A 16,598-nucleotide genomic window follows, 5' to 3' on the forward strand; every position below is an offset into this window, starting at 1 on the left:
AAACGTACTGCAAGGAAAACCTTAGCGCCAGTACACAACAGGCCTGCCGGGCGGCATCTCAGGGTGCCGCCACGGATCGATTCATAGTGGAGTGTTTTCATGGCTACGAAGGCAGCAACCAAGAAATCAAGCAAGTCGACGAGCGATACGGCGATTGATCTGCCCAGCGAAGAAGAATTGCTGGCCATGCCCGAGTCCGACTACATGAACGAGCGTCAACTGGCGTTCTTCAAAGAGCGGCTCAAACAACTCGAACAGGACATCCTGGCCAACGCCGGGGAAACCACCGAGCACTTGCGCGAAACCCAATTCGTGCCGGACCCGGCCGACCGCGCGACCATCGAAGAAGAACACGCCCTGGAATTGCGTACGCGCGACCGTGAGCGCAAGCTGCTCAAGAAGGTGCAACAAGCCATCGCCCGCATCGACAGCGGCGAGTACGGCTGGTGCGAAGAAACCGGCGAACCCATCGGCGTGCCGCGTCTGCTGGCCCGTCCGACCGCCACGCTGTCCCTGGAGGCGCAAGAGCGCCGCGAAATGCGTCAGAAGCTTTACGGCGACTGAGCCTTTTACCCAGGCTGACTCAGGGGCTATGCGGGTGCAAACCGGCATGGCCCTTTTTCTTTACCCCCGACATTTGCCTGCAAAAAAGGACCACATCACGGGGGCAGCCTTGAAAAGCAGGACGCGCGCCCCCAGATAGGTCCTTCAAAGGAAGGAAAGCATGGAACAATTTCACGCCACCACCATTGTGTGCGTCCGCCGCGGCAACCATGTCGCCCTGGGCGGAGACGGCCAGGTGACCCTGGGCAATATCGTCATCAAAGGCACGGCCCGCAAGATCCGCCGCCTCTACCACGACAAGGTCCTGGCGGGCTTTGCCGGCGCCACGGCCGATGCCTTCACGCTGCAAGAGCGTTTCGAAGCCAAACTGGAAAAACACCAAGGCCATCTGATGCGCGCGGCCGTCGAGCTCACGCGCGACTGGCGCACCGACCGTGTGCTGCGCCGCCTGGAAGCCATGCTGATCGTGGCCGACGTCGAACATACGCTGGTGCTCACCGGCAATGGCGATGTGCTCGAACCCGAGCATGGCTTAGCGGCCATCGGTTCCGGCGGTGCCTATGCGCAATCGGCGGCGCTGGCCCTGCTGCGCAACACTGAGTTGCCGCCCGAAGCCATCGTCAAGCAGTCGCTGGAGATCGCAGGCGACCTGTGCATCTACACGAATCAGAATCACGTGATTGAGACGCTGGGCGGCCAGACCCGCTCCGCCTGAGGATCCAAGCCATGTCCGCATCGAACATGACCCCCGGAGAGATCGTCTCCGAGCTCGACAAATTCATCATCGGCCAGAACCGCGCCAAGCGCGCGGTCGCCGTGGCCTTGCGCAACCGCTGGCGCCGCCAGCAGGTCGCCGAGCCCCTGCGCCACGAGATCCATCCCAAGAACATCCTGATGATCGGCCCCACGGGCGTGGGCAAGACGGAGATCGCGCGCCGCCTGGCCAAACTGGCCAACGCGCCCTTCATCAAGATCGAAGCCACCAAGTTCACTGAAGTGGGCTACGTGGGCCGCGACGTCGACACCATCATCCGCGACCTGACCGAGTACTCGATCAAGCAGACGCGCGAAATCGAAATGCGCCGCGTGCGCAGCCATGCCCAGGATGCCGCCGAAGACCGCATCCTCGATGTCCTGGTGCCGCCGGCGCGCAACGCCATGGGCGAACCGCAGCGCGACGAAAGCAACACCACGCGGCAGACCTTCCGCAAGCGGCTGCGCGAAGGCTCGCTCGACGATCTCGAAATCGAAATCGACATCGCCCAGCCCATGCCGCAGATGGATGTCATGACCCCGCCCGGCATGGAAGAAATGGCCGAGCAGTTGCGCGGCATGTTTGCCGGCCTGTCACGCGACAAGACCAAGCCGAAGAAGATCAAGGTCAAAGAGGCCTTCAAGCTCATCATCGACGAAGAGGCGGGCAAGCGCGTCAATGAAGACGACCTGCGTGCCGCGGCCATCGCCAACGTCGAGCAGAACGGCATTGTGTTCCTGGACGAAATCGACAAGATTGCCGCGCGCCAGGAAAGCGGCGGCGCTGACGTCTCGCGCCAGGGCGTACAGCGCGATCTGCTGCCCCTGGTCGAAGGCACGACGGTCAACACCCGCTACGGCATGGTGCGCACCGACCACATCCTTTTCATCGCCTCGGGGGCTTTTCATCTGTCCCGTCCGTCGGACCTGATTCCCGAGTTGCAAGGCCGCTTCCCCATCCGCGTCGAGCTCGACTCGCTGTCGGCCGAGGATTTCGTGCGGATTCTGTCGGAGACCGACGCCTCGCTGGTCAAGCAGTACACGGCGTTGCTGGCCACCGAAGACGTGCAACTGGCGTTCACCGAGGACGGCATCAAGCGCCTGGCCGAACTGGCATTCTCGGTCAATGAGCGCACCGAAAACATCGGCGCGCGCAGGCTGTACACCGTGATGGAAAAACTGCTCGAAGAGCTGTCTTTCGATGCCGCCGCCAATGGCGGGCAGGCCGTGAAGATCGATGCCGCCTATGTGGAGTCGCAGCTTTCGGAGGCCGCCGCAAGCCAGGACCTGGCCCGCTACGTGCTCTGAGGCGCCGCGCCGCCTACCCACCCTGCCCCAGCCATGGGGCAGGGTTTTTTTTGGCCCGTGTTTACTTGGAAATCTCGGTCACGACGTATTTGCCATCCTTGCGGCTTGCCGTGAACTTGACCTTATCCCCGGGCTTGAGATGGTTCAGCAAGGCAGGGGCTGCCTGATAAACCAGCGTCATGGCGGGCAGATCGAGCGCGCTGATCGCGTCATGCTTGAGCGTGACCGTGCCGGCCGATGCGTCGACGCGCCGGACCTCGCCACTGGCCTGGGCCGATTGCGCCAGCACCTGCGGACTGGCCAGGCTGACAAAGGCCATGGCCGTCGTCATGGCCATGGACATGGTGTATTTGCGTGAAAACGCCATCGTGATTCCTCCTGCCGGGCCCAACTGGACCCTCAACTACAGAATACCGCGAGCGTGGCACCGCCAATCCGCTCGAAACGCTGCCAAGCACTGCGAATCGCAACAGTGATGACAATCCGCTGCAAGCCCTAGAATAGCGGACTTCGGGGGACACTCCCCCCGCCTTCAGACCCCAAGGATATTCATGGCAAACCGCCTCTCCGTCATTGCCACCCGCACCGGTGACGACGGCACCACCGGCCTGGGCGATGGCAGCCGCGTCGCCAAAGACGATGCCCGCGTCATTGCGCTGGGCGATGTGGACGAATTCAACAGCACGCTGGGCCTGCTGCGCTGCGAGCCGCTGCCCGAGGTGGTCGCGGCCGATCTGCTGACGCTGCAGCATGACCTGTTCGATATGGGTGCCGAGCTGTGCATTCCGGGGCATGTAGCGCTGTCCGAAGCGCAGGTGGCTTTTCTCGACGCGCGCCTGGCCTTCTACAACGCGGCCCTGCCCCCCTTGCGGGAGTTCATTCTGCCCGGCGGCTCGCGCGCCTCGGCGCTGGCGCATCTGGCCCGCACCGCCGCCCGGCGTGCCGAACGCTCGGTCATCACGCTCGGCGCCCAGGCCCCGGTCAATGCGCCGCTGCGGCAATACCTGAACCGCAGCTCCGATCTGATGTTCGTGCTGGCCCGCTATCTCAATCAGGCGGCAGGCCAGGCCGATGTGTACTGGAGCAGCCGCCACTCGCGCGTCAGCGCGGACTGAAACGCAACATCGCCCCGAAGGGCGATGTTGCCTGGGCCTTGCGCGGTCAGTTCACGCCGGCCGCGTGGGCCTGCTCATCCGCGTGGTAGGAAGACCGCACCATGGCGCCCACCGCCGCGTGGCTAAAGCCCATGGCATAGGCTTCGCGCTCGAACATCGCGAAGGTATCGGGATGCACATAGCGCAGCACCGGCAAATGGTGCTCGGAAGGCTGCAGATACTGCCCGATGGTGAGCATGTCCACGTTGTGCGCGCGCATGTCGCGCATGACGTCGAGGATTTCTTCGTCCGTCTCGCCCAGGCCGAGCATGAGGCCGGACTTGGTGGGCACATCCGGATGCAGCAGCTTGAACTCGGCCAGCAATTTGAGCGAATGCAGGTAATCCGACCCCGGGCGCGCCTGCTTGTACAGGCGCGGCACGGTTTCGAGATTGTGATTCATCACATCCGGGGGGCCGGCGTTGAGAATGCCCAGCGCCCGATCGAGGCGGCCGCGGAAGTCCGGCACCAGCACTTCGATGCGGGTAGTGGGCGAGAGCTCGCGGATCCGGGTGATGCATTCGACGAAATGCGCCGCGCCGCCGTCGCGCAGGTCGTCGCGATCCACGGAGGTAATGACGACATAAGAAAGCTTGAGCGCGGCGATGGTGCGGGCCAGGTTTTCCGGCTCTTGCGCATCGAGGGGGTCGGGGCGGCCATGGCCCACATCACAGAAGGGACAGCGACGCGTGCACTTGTCGCCCATGATCATGAAGGTGGCCGTCCCCTTGCCGAAGCACTCGCCGATGTTGGGGCAGGAGGCTTCTTCGCAAACGGTGTGCAGATTATGCTCACGCAGGATGCGCTTGATGTCATAGAAGCGCGAACCTGGCGCCGCCGCACGCACGCGGATCCATTCAGGCTTTTTCAGGCGTTCGGCCGGAATGATCTTGATCGGGATGCGAGCGGTCTTGGCCTGGGACTTTTGCTTTTGCGTGGGATCGTAAGCCGACGCAGCGGAGGCGCTGGTATCGGTCGTGGACTGGCTTGCATCAAGCGGCGTGGACATGGAACACCCTCTGGGCCGCCGCGGGCGTGACGACCAGGAACAAAAACGGCATTTTACTACCCCAGCACCGGCGCGCCCGCCGCCGATGCATGCGCGCCGGCGCGGCTCAGGCGCGCTACCAGCTCGTCGGCCAGCGCCTGGCCCACTTCGCGCAGGCTACAGGACACGCCACAGGATGCCATATCCGTGGTGCGCAGCCCTTCATAGCCACAGGGGTTGATACCGGAAAAAGGCGCCAGATCCATGGCCACGTTCAAGGCCAGGCCATGGTAGGCGCATCCATTGCGAATCTTGATACCCAAGGCGGCGATCTTGGCCGTGCCGCCCCCGTCCTGGCGGACATAGACGCCGGGTGCGCCGGGCTGACGCTCGGCCGGGATGCCGGCCTGGCGCAACACGGAGATGGCCGCCTCTTCGAGCAGGAACACGTAATCGCGCACGTACATGCCAGCGCGGCGCAGATCGAACAGACTGTAGGCGACGATTTGACCGGGCCCGTGATAGGTCACCTGGCCGCCGCGGTCACAGCGCACCACTTCGATTCCGCCGGGATTGAGGATGTGTTCCTCGCGCCCCGCCTGACCCAGGGTATAGACGGGCGCATGCTCGCACAGCCAGATTTCGTCTGGGGTGACCGGACTGCGACTGGAGGTAAAAACCTGCATGGCCTGCCAGACCTGGGAGTAAGCGACCCCCGCATCCAGCCAGGCCACGTTGACGTGCTTGCCCACGCTTACAGAACGATGGACACCATGGGGTGGCCATGCAACGCACGATACAGCGCGTCGAGCTGCTCGCGCGAGACGGCGCGCACGGTGAACGTCAGGCCGAGATAATTGCCGCCCTTGCTGGGCCGCATCTCGACCGAAGCCGGGTCGAACTCCGGGTCGAACTGCAGCACGACCTCGGTCAGCGTCTGGGCGAAATCCGGGTGTTGCTTGCCCATCACTTTGATGGGAAAGTCAGACGGATATTCGATGAGGGAATCTTCGGGGGGAATATGCATCATGAGCGTTTGCCTAACCGCCGGATGGCACGCCGGCCATCCGGCCTGAGGCCGCAATCAGAGCGCGGCGATACGGGCATCATAACCCGCGCGTAACAGGCGATAAACGGGGCCGGGCTTGCCGTCCCCCACAGGCTTGCCGTCGATGCGCGTGACGGGCAGGACTTCCTTGGTGGCCGAAGTCACCAGGACTTCATCGGCGCTTTCGACCTCGGCGCGCGGAATCGGCCGCGCCTCGAAGCTCACGCCGGCCTCTTCGGCCAGCTCGGCCATCAAACCGTAGCGTATCCCTTCGAGGATGAGGTTGTTCTTGGGCGGAGCCAGCAGCTTGCCGTCACGCACGACCCAGATATTGCTGGACGAACCCTCGGTGAGCAAACCATCGCGGTATTGAATCACTTCGTCGACGCCGGCTTCGACCGCTTGCTGGCGCGCCAGCACATTGCCCAGCAGCGACACCGACTTGATCTCACAGTGCAGCCAGCGCTCGTCTTCGATGGACACGACGGCCACGCCCTGCTCGCGCTGCTTGGCCGAAGGCAGCACCAGCGGCGTCACCATGGCGAAGACCGTCGGCGTGATGGGCTGGGCAGGAAAGGCATGGTCGCGCTTGTAGACGCCGCGCGTGATCTGCAGATAGACGATGCAAGCGGGACCGGCCGCGCTCGCGATGAGCCGGTCGATCACGGCGGTGAGCGCCGCGCGATCCATCGGCATGGGGATGCGGATGGCGGCCAGGCTGCGCTCCAGGCGCTTGAAGTGCTCGGCCATGCGGAAGGCCTTGCCCCGATAGGCCGGCACGACCTCGTAGATGCCATCGCCAAAAATGAAACCGCGATCCAGAACCGAAATCTTGGCCTGGTCGGCGCGGGTGAACTCGCCATTGAGATACACCAGGCTATCGCCCGGCATGCCCGGAATCATGAACAGCTCCTAGAAGGAAAGTGGCCGAGGCAAACGGAGATTTCCGCTCGCCTCACATGCCGGACATAGCTTACACCCGCGCGCGTGGACTGCTTACTGGAACCAGCGCTTGACCGTGTCGGTCATGCGGCCGAAGAAACCGGCGCGCTCGACATCCTCTTGCACGACCAGCGGCTCGGAACGCAACACCTTGCCATCGAGGGTCAGTTGCAGCGTGCCGACCTGCTGGCCCTTGACCAAGGGCGCGACCAGCGGGTCGGTGCGCTGCGCCACGGGCTTGATCTCGCTGCCCTTGCCGCGCGGCACCGCCAGCCAGATGGGGTTGGGCGGGCCCAGCTTGACGTTCTCGGCCTTGCCTTCCCAGACGCGCGCCTCCAGGCCCGGCTGACTCTTGTCGTAGAGCTTGACCGTGTCGAAGTTCTGGAAGCTCCAGTTCAGCAGCTTGAGGCTTTCCTCGGCGCGGGTGGATTCGCTGTCGGCGCCCACCAGCACGGTCAGCACGCGGCGATCACCGCGCAAGGCCGTCGACACCAGGCAAAAGCCGGCCGAATCGGTGTGGCCGGTTTTCATGCCATCCACGGAGGGATCGGCCCACAGCAGGCGGTTGCGGTTGGGCTGCGTGATCTTGTTGTAGGTGTAGCTCTTTTGTTTGTAGTAATGGAAGTATTCGGGATGGTCGGCCACCAGATGCGTGGCCAGCGTGGCCAGATCGCGCACGGTCGTGATGTGCTGCGGATCAGGCAGGCCGGTCGCATTCATGAAGTGCGTGCCCTTCATGCCCAGGCGTTCGGCTTGTTCGTTCATGAGCGCGGCAAAGGCGGTTTCGCTGCCACCCACGGCCTCGGCCAGCGCGACCGAGGCGTCATTGCCCGATTGCACGATCATGCCCTGGATGAGCTCGTCGGCCGTGACCGGCTTGCGCGGCTCGATGAACATGCGCGAACCGCCGGTGCGCCAGGCGTGTTCGGAGACAGGCACCTGCTGCTCGAGCGTCAGGCGCTTCTCGTCGAGCGCATTGAACACGACGTAAGCCGTCATGATCTTGGTCAACGAGGCAGGTTCGACCTTCTGATCGGGATTGGACGCGGCCAGCACCTGGCCGCTGTTGACATCGACCGTGATCCAGGCGCGCGCGGCGACCGTGGGCGCCGGCACCGAGGCCAGGTCACCGACCGGCACCACGGAGTCCGCCGGGGCTGCCGTGGCCGCGGTGGACATGGAGGCCGCGGGCGACACGGCGGCCGGCGTCTGTTGCTGGGCCAGGGCGGGCACGGAGCCGGCCAACATGACGGCCAGCACGGCACTCGAAATCACACGACGGGAAAATACGGTAGGAGCGGGGGCAGATTGGGACAAGGTCTTTATCGGCTATGAAGTTCAAAGAGGGCCGGCCGCGCTCACGGCGGCCAGAACAATTATAGGCAGCCTATCCGACTCTCTCGGCGGCGAAACGTTCCTCGTTGCCGCCGAACATGCAACCTGATGCAACGTCTGGAAAAATTCAGCCCAATGCCAGCTTCAGGCGCTGCGCGACCAGATTGCGCAAGGTGATGAGCTTGCCGTGAAAGAAATGCGAGGCGCCCGGGATCACGACCAGGGGCAGATTGCGCGGCCGTACCCAATCCAGCGCTTCGGCAAGCGGCACGACCTCGTCGCTCTCGCCATGCACGAGCAAGGTCTCTTCCGGCAGCTCGACGTCGCGGAACTGAAAGCGCCCCACGGCCGGACCCATCAACATGAGCGCGCCGGGTTGTGCCTGTTGTTCGGCCAGCGTGGCGTATACCTGCGCGGCCACGGCGGTGCCAAACGAAAAACCGCCCAACACCCAGGGCGCCTCGGCCAGTTCGGGCAAGGCCTGCCGGATCTGCGGAATCAGACCCAGCATGTCGGCGGTCTCGCCCACGGCATTGTCGAACTCGCCTTCGGACGCGCCCACGCCGCGGAAATTGGGCCGCACGACCACCAGGCCGGCGCTATTGCAGGCCCGAGCTATCGTGGTGACCACTTTGTTGTCGCGCGCGCCGCCGTGCAGAGGATGCGGATGCAGCACCAGCGCCCAGCCCCGGGGCTCGTCATCGGGATAATCCACGGCGCACTCGATGCGCCCGGCAGCGCCGGTGAAAGCCAGAATATCGGTGTGTGCAGCCATGAGTCGATCCGGACGGAAGCAAAACCGCGATGTTAACCGGCGCTCTGGGGCAGTACGGTGGGCAGCCAGGCGGCCAGTTGCTCCGCCGCGGCATCGGTGGCCTGGCGCAGCGCGGCCACACCGCCGGCGGCGTCCTGCGTGGGAGCGGCGGCCTGAGCGGCGAAACGCCGCTGACCCAGGATCTTGCCATCCTGGAGCAGCACGGCCTGCAGCACGACCTGCCCCTGGCTGGACGAGCCGTCCGCCGCGAAGACCTGCTCAAAGCGCGTGAGCGTGACGCGCAACTGCGGCGCGCCCGTGCCCGCGCCATCGGCCAGCACCGCGCCTTCCTGCGACAGCCTTTCCTGCAGCCGCTGCCGCACCAGGCTGGCGGGCGCTTCGCTCCAGCGGAAACCGGCATAGGCCTTGGGGGCCGTGCTGTCAGCCACCCGCCAGATCACGCCGGTATCGCTGAGCGACGGTGCGGCCGAGAAAGCCAGCACAATGGGCTGGCGCGCGGGCAATTGTGCGCTGGCGGCCGGCTCCGGCCCGAGGTCAAACAACGCGGCCTGGGGCGCGACGCGGCCCACGCCGCAGCCGCTCAATGCCAGGGCCAGCATGGCCATGAGGCAGATTCTCTTCATGGATTCATCTCCTAAAGCCGGCGAAGCCGGGCTCGCCCGGGCCGGGCTCGACAGGCGCGGGCCCGAACAATATGGACTGCGGCGTATCGCCCACGCGGCGCAAGGCGGACTGCGCGCCGCGCGCCGCGCCCGTCACCGACTGAGCCATCTCGGTCATGGCCGGCAGGGTTTCGCGATCGAGGCGGGCGGCGGCCCGCGCGATCTCCTGCAGGCTGCGCCCGGCGGTCGACAGCGGGCCGTCCGGCGCGTTCAGGCGCGCCAGCGATTGATTGGCCGATTGCATCAAGAGCGCCGCGTCGGCGGACGTTTTGTGCAGTGAATCCACCAAAGGACCGAGCTTGCGCAGCGACGGCGCCAGATCACGGCTGGCATCTTTGAGCTGGGTGCTGATCTCGGCGGTATTTTTGAGGGTCTGGCTAAGCGCCTCGATGTTGGCCGGGCTCATGAGCTGGCGCAACTCTTCGGCCGTGGTTTCGACCTTGGCCAACAGGGCCGAACCGCGCTGCTCCAGACGGTCGAACAGACCCGGCTTCAAAGGGATGTCGGGCGGCTGATCACCGTGGGCCACGAGCTGCTCGGTCGAGCCGCCGTTGTCACGCAGCTCGATGGTGGCCTGGCCGGTCACCCCCTGAACGCCCACTTCGGCCCAGGTCGAGGCCGTGATGGGCGTGCTGGGCGAGACGCCGATACGGATGCGCACCTGGCCAGGCCGGTTCGGGTCGAGCATCAGCGACTGCACCTTGCCCACGGGCACGCCTTGATAGCGTACGGTCGACTGCGCCGTCAGGCCGCTGACCGAGGCCGACGAAACGATGTCGTAGACCTTGACCGTCGAACGATCGCGGCCGACCCATATCGCCACCAGCGCGGCGGCCACGAGCAACACCACGGTGAAAATTCCCGCCAGCAAGGCATGACTACGGTTTTCCATTGCCTGCGTCCTTTGGTGCAAGATCCCCGAGCGCGCGTCTGCCGCGCTCGCCCAGGAAAAAACTTTGAATGAAAGGGTGGTCGATCTTCAGGATCTCGGCGACCGTATCGCAAGCGATGACCCGCTTGTCGGCCAGCACCGCCACGCGTGTGGCCAGGGCCAGCAAGGTATCGAGATCGTGGGTGACCATGACCACCGTGAAGCCGAGCTGCCGGTGCAGGCTGCGCACCAGCTCGACGAATTCGTCGGAGCGCAGCGGGTCCAGGCCCGCCGTCGGTTCGTCCAGAAAGAGCAGCTCGGGATCCAGCGCCAGCGCGCGCGCCAGGGCCACGCGCTTGATCATGCCGCCGGACAAATCGGAAGGATTTTTCAGAGCGTCGTTCGCATTGAGCCCGACCATGTCCAGCCGGCTCATCACCACGTCCTGGATCAGATCCTCGGGCAGCGTGCGCAGTTCGCGCAAGGGCAAGGCGATGTTGTCGAACACGGACAGCGCCGAAAACAGCGCGCCGGCCTGAAACAGCATGCCCCAGCGCTCCGACAGCCGCCGCCGCTCACGCATGGTCAGCGTGGTGATATCCCGGCCCAGAATGCGGATCTCGCCCGCGGCGGGCTGACTCAGCCCGATGATCTGCCGCAGCAGCACGGTCTTGCCCGAGCCCGACCCGCCCACCAGCACGAGGATCTCGCCGGGATAAACCGTGAGATTGAGATTGTCGTGCACGACGTGGTCGCCAAAGGCGGTGCGCAGGCCCGAGACCGAGATCACCGGCGTGACGGTCAGGCAATCATCGGGAATGAGGGCGGTATCCATCAGATGCCCATCTTGCTGAAAATCACCGCATACAGGGCATCGACCAGAATGACGCCGGTGATCGATGTCACCACGGACGTGGTCGTGCCGCGCCCCAGGCTTTCGGTGTCGGGCTTGATGCGCAGACCGAAATGGCAGGCCACCAGCGCGATCAGCACGCCGAAGGACACCCCTTTGAAGATCCCGATCCAATAATTGGTGAGCGTAATGGCTTGGGGCAGCGACTCGATGAACCATTGCGCCGATATCCCCAACTGCATCTGCGCGGCCAGCATGCCGCCCATGAGCGCCATGGCGTCGGTCCACAGCACGAGCAAGGGCATGGTCAGCGCCAGCGCGACCACGCGCGGCAAGATGAGCCGCTGGCTATGCGAAATGCCCATCACGCTCATCGCATCGAGCTCCTGGGTCACGCGCATCACGCCGATTTGCGCCGTGATGGCCGAGCCCGAGCGGCCGGCCACCAGAATGGCGGCCAGCACCGGCCCGAGCTCCCGCACGATGGAGACCCCCAGCAGGCGCACGATGAAGCGATCGGCGCCGAAGATCTGCAATTGCTGGGCGGACAGATAGGACAGCACCACACCGATGAGAAAGCCGACCAGCGCGGTAATGCCCAGCGCCTGAGCACCGGTGCGGTAGACCTGCGCGGAAATTTCACGCCAGGGGCCGCGCGAAGGACGCAGGACGAGACCGACGAAGTCGATCATCAACTGACCCAGCATGCGCACCAGCCGCAGGCCGTTATGGGCGGCGTCGAACAGCGCCTGGCCGATGGCCGTCAGCCAGCTCAGGCGATCCGGCGCCGGCTCGTGCGGCGCGGCCTGGCCAGGGTTGGCGGCCAGGGCATCGAACACCTCGCGCTGGCCGTCGGTCAGGCGCAGGCGCTCGGGCAGGCGTTCGCCCCAGGCGCGCCACAATACGTTCGCGCCTATGGTGTCCAGCCGCTCGATGCCGCGCAAATCCCAGCGCGTGTGCGCATCGGCTTGCGACAGGGCATCCCGGCGGGCTTTGACCTGGCCGCGCGCGGCCAGAGCCTGCAGGCTCCAGTCACCTGCCAGATAGATCACGGCGCCTTCCCTGCGCAGGGGAGGCGCCTGACAATCGCGGTCGGGCTGTCGTTGCTGATGCATGGCGTGATGAAAAACAGGGATTCTAGCCGTTACACATCATATAACGCCCAGATGACGCAGCCCGTTGCCCTACAATTCCGCCCATCATGCCCGTCCACGCCCTAGACCTGCCTGCCCCCGATGCGCTGCAACACGCCCTTGGGGCGCGTCTGCCCGGATTCACCCATGTGCAATGGGTGGCCAGCACCGGCTCGACCAATGCCGACCTGCTGGCGCGCGCGCGCCAGCACCGCGACGCCAAGCCCTGGCTGCTGGGCGCGCATCTGCAGGAAGCCGGCCGCGGCCGGGCCGGCCGCGCCTGGAAGAACCGCAGCGGCGCCACGCTGATGTTCTCCTGCGCCTTCGATGTGCGCCTGCCGCCCGCCCAGTTGCCGGCCATCTCGCCATTGGCGGGGCTGGCCGCCTGTGAAGCGCTGCGGCGCTTGAGCGGGCACCCCGGCGTCTGTGTCAAATGGCCCAACGATGTGCAGTGGCATGACGCCAAGCTGGCCGGCGTGCTGGCCGAGACCACCCGCAACCCGGATGGCGACGGCCATACCGTCGTCATCGGCATGGGCCTGAACCTGCGTGACGCCGAAACGCTCTCGGCCAACCTCGACCGCGCCATCGCCGACTGGTCGCAGGTCGAAGGCCATACCCGCGCCCATGAGGCAGCCGATATCGTGCAGGCGGCCGCCCTGGCCTGGCAACAGGCCGTGGCCGACCTCGAACAGCACGGTTTTGCCGCCTTCGTCGACCGCTACGCGCAAGGCGACGCGCTGGCCGGGCGCATGGTCAACGTGATCGACCGCGGCGAGGTGCTCTACAGCGGGCAGGCCGCCGGCGTCGATGCCTACGGCCGGCTGCAGGTCCAGTGCGCCAGCGGCCTGGTGGCCGTGACCGCGGGCGAAATCTCGGTGCGCCCCCAACCATGATCCTGCTCATCGACTCCGGCAACAGCCGCCTGAAACTCGGCTGGCTCGACCCCCAAAGCGGGGCGCGCGAACCCGCCCCCGTGGCCTTTGATAATCTCGATCTGCAAGCCCTGGGCGCCTGGCTGCAAACCCTGGAGCGCCAGCCCTCGCGGGCCATCGGCGTGAATGTGGCCGGCGCGCAGCGGGGCGCGGCCATCGCCGCGGCGCTCAACGGCTGCCCCATCGAATGGATGCGGCCGCGCAACGAGGCGCTGGGCATGATCAACGCCTACCGCAATCAGGAGCAGCTTGGCGCGGACCGCTGGGCCGCCATGCTGGGCCTGCGCATGCGCCTGCCCGAAAACCACCCGCCTGCCCTGCTGGCGTCCTTCGGCACGGCGACCACCCTGGACACCTTGAGCCCGGACAATGCCTTCGCGGGCGGCCTCATTCTGCCCGGACCGGCCATGATGCGCGGTGCGCTGGTGCACGGCACGGCCAATCTGCCGCTGGCCGAAGGGCCGGTCACCCTTTACCCGACCGACACCCACGAAGCCATCGCCACCGGCATCGCCGCCGCGCAGGCCGGCGCGCTGGTGCGCCAATGGCTGGCGGGCCATCAACGTTATGGCGAAGTGCCCGAGGTCTATGTCGCCGGCGGCGGCTGGACCGAAGTCCAGCCCGAGATAGAACGCCTGCTGCAGCTTGTCGGCGCCGGCCTGGGCGCGGCCCCCGCGCCCGTTTTCCTGCGGGCGCCCGTGCTCGATGGCCTGGCCGCCCTGGCGGCCGACCGGGCACACTGATACGAGAGGATTCCGATGCGCATCCTGTTTCTGGTGCTTCTGCTGGCCAATCTCTGGGCTTATGGGCTGGGCCAGGGCTGGTTGGGGCCGCGCCCCGATGACGAAGGCCGCGACCCCCGCCGCCTGAAGCAAGAGCTCAATGCCGCCCAGATCAGCGTCACGCCCCGCAGCCAGGGCTAACGGCCCGTTCTGCGCTCGGCGCCCAGCATGTCCCGCAGCGCGGCGAGACTGCGCGCTACCGCGCCTTTGTGATCCTGGGTCCAGGTCCGCGCGGCGCAGGCGCGCCGCTGCAGCAAGGCCGGATCGGCCAGCCACTGCGCGGCCAGTTGCAAGGCCTGACGGGCATCATGCACACGCTCGGCCGCGCCCGCCTCGATGGCATCGCGCGTGGCCTGTTCAAAATTGAAAGTATGCGGGCCGGTGATCACCGGCGTACCCACCGCGCAAGCCTCGATGAGGTTCTGCCCGCCCAGCGGCACGAAACTGCCGCCGATGATGGCCACGTCGGCGGCCGCATAATAAAACGGCATTTCGCCCAGGGTGTCGCCCACCACGAGGTCGATATCCGGTCCGGGTGCGGCCTGCAGCGCCGAGCGGCGCACCACGCGCATCCCCAAACCCTGTGCCTGCTCCCAGGCTTGATCAAAACGCTGCGGATGGCGCGGTATCAGCAGGAACAGGGGCCGCGGCCGGGGCAGCTCGCGCAGGGCCAGCAGAAACAGCGCGTCTTCGCCCTCGCGCGTGCTGGCGATCGCCACGACGGGCCGGCCGACGGTTTCACGCCAGGCATGGCCGGCACGCAGTTGTGCCGGCGGCAGATCGACATCGAATTTGAGGTTGCCCGTCACGGTGACGGCGCGCGCGCCCGCGGCCTCTAGGCGCTGGGCGTCGGCCTGCGTCTGCGCCAATGCCTGTTGCAGGCCGGCCAGCGCCTCGCGCATCACGCGCCCCATGCGCAGCGAGGCTCGCAACGAGCGCGCCGAGAAGCGCGCGCTCACCAGCGCCATCGGCACCTCGCTGGCGCGCGCGGCCGCCAGCAGATTGGGCCAGAGTTCACGCTCGATGATCAGGCCGCAACGCGGGGCGTAATGGTCGAAGAAACGGCGGCAGGCGCGCGGAAAATCGTAAGGCAGCCAGGCCTGGCGCAACTGGCCGCGGGCGATGGCCTGGCCAAACAGGCGCGCGCCCTCGGCGCGGCCCGTTGCGGTCATGTGCGTCAGCAACACGGGCAGCCCTTGGGCCAGCAAGGCCGTCACCAGCGGCTGGGCCGCACGGGTCTCGCCCAGGCTCACGGCATGCACCCAGACCGCGCCGCGCAGGGCGCCGGCTTCGGGATGGCCAAAACGCGTACGCGCCAGCACCTCCCAGTCGCCCGGCACGCGCTTGGACCGCCGCCACATGCCCAGCCACAACAGCGGCGCTGCCAAGCAAAATAAACCGGTATAGAGGCCGCGCCGCACGTCCGCCTCCGCTTAGCGCGCCGCCAGCGCCTGCTCCACCGCAGCCATGACGGCCTCGCGTGACGGAGAGGCGCCGCGATCACCGAGGCTGGCGGTGTAATTGGACCCGACCAGCGGGGTGCGCACGGGCGTGGACGCGCGGTAGATGCCGATGGTCGGCCGACCCAGCGCCGCCGACAGGTGGGTCAGACCGCTATCCAGACCCACCATGAGACGCGAGCCGGCCAGCACCCGCGCCACCGAGGTCAGATCCATGCGCGGCAGCACTTCCACCCCGTCCATGCCCGCGACCAGCAGGCGGGCGCGCTCGGCTTCCTGATCATTGCCGGCCAGCAGGCGCAGCGTGCAGCCGGCGTCCTGCAGGCGGCGGAACACGGCCCGCCAGTCTTCTTCGGGCCAGAGTTTGTCCTCGCGGCTGGCCGAGGGCATGATCACGGCATAGCCGCGATCGGTATCCAGATGGTGCAGGCGCCGGCCCGCCTCGACAACGGGCGGGTTGGCCGGACGCGAAAAAAAGGCCTGCAACCCGAAGTCGGGCGCGCCGCTATAGGTGTAGCCGAAGGTCTGCGCCGCGAGCTTGCGCTGCCGAATGACGGCGGGCTGCCAGAACTCGACCCGGTGCCGCACGTTGTAGAACAGCGAGGCCAGCGGCTCGCGCGCCGAGCGCCAGTCCAGCCCATGCCGCACGCCCCGGGTCTGGCGGACCAGCCAGGCCGATTTGAGCAGCGCCTGCATGTCCAGGACGATGTCATAGGGTTCGCTGCGCAGGCGTTCGGCCAGGGCACGGCGCTCGGCGCGCACCTGCTCCGACCACCACGCTTTGCGCCAGCGTCTGTGCGCCACCTTGATGACATTGCCGACGGCCGGATGCCAGCCGGGAATCTCGGCGAATGCTTCTTCCGCAATCCAATCTATCTGGGCATCGGGCACATGGCGGGCAATGTCAGAAATTGCGGGCAGCATGTGCACCAGATCGCCCAAAGAGGACGTGCGAACGATCAATATGCGGGTAGGCATCAACGCTAGGCGCACCCGGAAATCGGGCGCTGGATCTTGTAAACCCTCGGAATTTAC

General features: G+C 66.2%; 20 protein-coding genes. 7 read left to right on the forward strand and 13 right to left on the reverse strand.

Features of this window, described 5'->3' with window-relative positions; translation table 11 throughout:
* Positions 1-99 precede the first annotated feature (99 nt).
* From dksA to hslU, 3 genes are all read left to right on the forward strand, one after another.
* Complete coding sequence (dksA, locus tag CAL22_RS20380) at positions 100-564, forward strand: RNA polymerase-binding protein DksA (RefSeq protein WP_005016992.1); 465 nt, start codon at positions 100-102, stop codon at positions 562-564.
* A 160-nt stretch (positions 565-724) separates the two neighbouring features.
* Positions 725-1,279, forward strand: a complete 555-nt coding sequence (gene hslV, locus CAL22_RS20385; protein WP_094816346.1) for an ATP-dependent protease subunit HslV — start codon at positions 725-727, stop codon at positions 1,277-1,279.
* A gap of 11 nt (positions 1,280-1,290) precedes the next feature.
* Positions 1,291-2,625 (forward strand): ATP-dependent protease ATPase subunit HslU, encoded by a 1,335-nt coding sequence (hslU, locus tag CAL22_RS20390; protein WP_094816348.1) that lies wholly within the window; start codon positions 1,291-1,293, stop codon positions 2,623-2,625.
* A gap of 61 nt (positions 2,626-2,686) precedes the next feature.
* On the opposite strand, the gene CAL22_RS20395 is transcribed toward hslU, so the two are convergent.
* The gene (locus tag CAL22_RS20395; RefSeq protein ID WP_094816350.1) at positions 2,687-2,992 is read right to left on the reverse strand and encodes a copper-binding protein; all 306 of its coding nucleotides are present in this window, start codon (positions 2,990-2,992) and stop codon (positions 2,687-2,689) included.
* Between the two features lie 184 nt (positions 2,993-3,176).
* On the opposite strand from CAL22_RS20395, the gene CAL22_RS20400 reads away from it, so the two are divergent.
* Positions 3,177-3,740 carry a cob(I)yrinic acid a,c-diamide adenosyltransferase gene (locus tag CAL22_RS20400; protein ID WP_094816352.1) on the forward strand — a complete coding sequence of 188 codons (564 nt, stop codon included), beginning with the start codon at positions 3,177-3,179 and terminating at the stop codon, positions 3,738-3,740.
* A 46-nt stretch (positions 3,741-3,786) separates the two neighbouring features.
* Here CAL22_RS20400 and lipA read toward each other — a convergent pair whose 3' ends face one another.
* The 10 genes from lipA to CAL22_RS20450 all read right to left on the reverse strand — a co-directional run bounded on the left by lipA (position 3,787) and on the right by CAL22_RS20450 (position 12,368).
* Positions 3,787-4,788 (reverse strand): lipoyl synthase, encoded by a 1,002-nt coding sequence (gene lipA / locus CAL22_RS20405; RefSeq protein ID WP_094816354.1) that lies wholly within the window; start codon positions 4,786-4,788, stop codon positions 3,787-3,789.
* 56 nt (positions 4,789-4,844) lie between these two features.
* A complete protein-coding gene (gene lipB / locus CAL22_RS20410; RefSeq protein ID WP_094816356.1) occupies positions 4,845-5,519 on the reverse strand; it encodes a lipoyl(octanoyl) transferase LipB in 675 nt (224 codons plus the stop codon).
* Positions 5,520-5,521: 2 nt separating this feature from the next.
* Complete coding sequence (locus CAL22_RS20415; RefSeq protein ID WP_094816358.1) at positions 5,522-5,797, reverse strand: YbeD family protein; 276 nt, start codon at positions 5,795-5,797, stop codon at positions 5,522-5,524.
* Between the two features lie 54 nt (positions 5,798-5,851).
* On the reverse strand, positions 5,852-6,718 hold the full coding sequence (locus CAL22_RS20420; RefSeq protein WP_094816360.1) for a D-amino acid aminotransferase: 867 nt from the start codon (positions 6,716-6,718) through the stop codon (positions 5,852-5,854).
* Positions 6,719-6,811: 93 nt separating this feature from the next.
* Positions 6,812-8,083, reverse strand: coding sequence for a D-alanyl-D-alanine carboxypeptidase family protein (locus tag CAL22_RS20425; RefSeq protein WP_094816362.1), 1,272 nt, complete (start codon positions 8,081-8,083; stop codon positions 6,812-6,814).
* Positions 8,084-8,219: 136 nt separating this feature from the next.
* Positions 8,220-8,867: an alpha/beta hydrolase gene (locus CAL22_RS20430; RefSeq protein ID WP_094816364.1), complete on the reverse strand. Its 648-nt coding sequence runs from the start codon at positions 8,865-8,867 to the stop codon at positions 8,220-8,222.
* Between the two features lie 32 nt (positions 8,868-8,899).
* Positions 8,900-9,490 (reverse strand): ABC-type transport auxiliary lipoprotein family protein, encoded by a 591-nt coding sequence (locus CAL22_RS20435; protein WP_208622036.1) that lies wholly within the window; start codon positions 9,488-9,490, stop codon positions 8,900-8,902.
* Between the two features lie 4 nt (positions 9,491-9,494).
* Positions 9,495-10,421: an MlaD family protein gene (locus tag CAL22_RS20440; protein WP_094816368.1), complete on the reverse strand. Its 927-nt coding sequence runs from the start codon at positions 10,419-10,421 to the stop codon at positions 9,495-9,497.
* The gene (locus tag CAL22_RS20445) at positions 10,408-11,235 is read right to left on the reverse strand and encodes an ABC transporter ATP-binding protein (protein WP_094816370.1); all 828 of its coding nucleotides are present in this window, start codon (positions 11,233-11,235) and stop codon (positions 10,408-10,410) included. The genes CAL22_RS20440 and CAL22_RS20445 overlap by 14 nt, the downstream gene beginning before the upstream one ends.
* Positions 11,235-12,368, reverse strand: a complete 1,134-nt coding sequence (locus CAL22_RS20450; protein ID WP_167383700.1) for an MlaE family ABC transporter permease — start codon at positions 12,366-12,368, stop codon at positions 11,235-11,237. Before CAL22_RS20450 ends, CAL22_RS20445 begins: the two co-directional genes overlap by 1 nt.
* Positions 12,369-12,454: 86 nt before the next feature.
* Between CAL22_RS20450 and CAL22_RS20455 the strand changes: the two genes are divergently transcribed.
* Genes CAL22_RS20455 through CAL22_RS21185 form a run of 3 tightly spaced genes read left to right on the forward strand, consistent with a single transcriptional unit; the run spans position 12,455 to position 14,244 of the window.
* Positions 12,455-13,282 carry a biotin--[acetyl-CoA-carboxylase] ligase gene (locus CAL22_RS20455; protein WP_094816372.1) on the forward strand — a complete coding sequence of 276 codons (828 nt, stop codon included), beginning with the start codon at positions 12,455-12,457 and terminating at the stop codon, positions 13,280-13,282.
* Complete coding sequence (locus CAL22_RS20460; protein ID WP_094816374.1) at positions 13,279-14,064, forward strand: type III pantothenate kinase; 786 nt, start codon at positions 13,279-13,281, stop codon at positions 14,062-14,064. The genes CAL22_RS20455 and CAL22_RS20460 overlap by 4 nt, the downstream gene beginning before the upstream one ends.
* Before the next feature lie 15 nt (positions 14,065-14,079).
* Positions 14,080-14,244 (forward strand): hypothetical protein, encoded by a 165-nt coding sequence (locus CAL22_RS21185; protein ID WP_094816376.1) that lies wholly within the window; start codon positions 14,080-14,082, stop codon positions 14,242-14,244.
* Here the strand turns inward: CAL22_RS21185 and CAL22_RS20470 are convergent.
* Together CAL22_RS20470 and waaC are read right to left on the reverse strand one after the other, a co-directional pair.
* Entirely contained in the window at positions 14,241-15,464 is a 1,224-nt protein-coding gene (locus CAL22_RS20470; RefSeq protein ID WP_094816834.1) for a 3-deoxy-D-manno-octulosonic acid transferase, read from the reverse strand. The two genes, CAL22_RS21185 and CAL22_RS20470, sit on opposite strands and share 4 nt — an antisense overlap.
* Before the next feature lie 72 nt (positions 15,465-15,536).
* The gene (gene waaC / locus CAL22_RS20475) at positions 15,537-16,541 is read right to left on the reverse strand and encodes a lipopolysaccharide heptosyltransferase I (protein WP_094816378.1); all 1,005 of its coding nucleotides are present in this window, start codon (positions 16,539-16,541) and stop codon (positions 15,537-15,539) included.
* Positions 16,542-16,598: the final 57 nt, after the last annotated feature.

It is taken from the genome of Bordetella genomosp. 12, from assembly GCF_002261355.1.
GTDB lineage: Bacteria > Pseudomonadota > Gammaproteobacteria > Burkholderiales > Burkholderiaceae_B > Bordetella.

Bases quoted from the DNA above. Each gene is read 5' to 3' on its own strand.
- dksA (WP_005016992.1), top strand. From the start codon at position 100: ATGGCTACGAAGGCAGCAACCAAGAAATCAAGCAAGTCGACGAGCGAT.
- hslV (WP_094816346.1), top strand. From the start codon at position 725: ATGGAACAATTTCACGCCACCACCATTGTGTGCGTCCGCCGCGGCAAC.
- hslU (WP_094816348.1), top strand. From the start codon at position 1,291: ATGTCCGCATCGAACATGACCCCCGGAGAGATCGTCTCCGAGCTCGAC.
- CAL22_RS20395 (WP_094816350.1), bottom strand. From the start codon at position 2,992: ATGGCGTTTTCACGCAAATACACCATGTCCATGGCCATGACGACGGCC.
- CAL22_RS20400 (WP_094816352.1), top strand. From the start codon at position 3,177: ATGGCAAACCGCCTCTCCGTCATTGCCACCCGCACCGGTGACGACGGC.
- lipA (WP_094816354.1), bottom strand. From the start codon at position 4,788: ATGTCCACGCCGCTTGATGCAAGCCAGTCCACGACCGATACCAGCGCC.
- CAL22_RS20415 (WP_094816358.1), bottom strand. From the start codon at position 5,797: ATGATGCATATTCCCCCCGAAGATTCCCTCATCGAATATCCGTCTGAC.
- CAL22_RS20420 (WP_094816360.1), bottom strand. From the start codon at position 6,718: ATGATTCCGGGCATGCCGGGCGATAGCCTGGTGTATCTCAATGGCGAG.
- CAL22_RS20430 (WP_094816364.1), bottom strand. From the start codon at position 8,867: ATGGCTGCACACACCGATATTCTGGCTTTCACCGGCGCTGCCGGGCGC.
- CAL22_RS20435 (WP_208622036.1), bottom strand. From the start codon at position 9,490: ATGAAGAGAATCTGCCTCATGGCCATGCTGGCCCTGGCATTGAGCGGC.
- CAL22_RS20440 (WP_094816368.1), bottom strand. From the start codon at position 10,421: ATGGAAAACCGTAGTCATGCCTTGCTGGCGGGAATTTTCACCGTGGTG.
- CAL22_RS20445 (WP_094816370.1), bottom strand. From the start codon at position 11,235: ATGGATACCGCCCTCATTCCCGATGATTGCCTGACCGTCACGCCGGTG.
- CAL22_RS20450 (WP_167383700.1), bottom strand. From the start codon at position 12,368: ATGCATCAGCAACGACAGCCCGACCGCGATTGTCAGGCGCCTCCCCTG.
- CAL22_RS20455 (WP_094816372.1), top strand. From the start codon at position 12,455: ATGCCCGTCCACGCCCTAGACCTGCCTGCCCCCGATGCGCTGCAACAC.
- CAL22_RS20460 (WP_094816374.1), top strand. From the start codon at position 13,279: ATGATCCTGCTCATCGACTCCGGCAACAGCCGCCTGAAACTCGGCTGG.
- CAL22_RS21185 (WP_094816376.1), top strand. From the start codon at position 14,080: ATGCGCATCCTGTTTCTGGTGCTTCTGCTGGCCAATCTCTGGGCTTAT.
- CAL22_RS20470 (WP_094816834.1), bottom strand. From the start codon at position 15,464: ATGTGGCGGCGGTCCAAGCGCGTGCCGGGCGACTGGGAGGTGCTGGCG.
- waaC (WP_094816378.1), bottom strand. From the start codon at position 16,541: ATGCCTACCCGCATATTGATCGTTCGCACGTCCTCTTTGGGCGATCTG.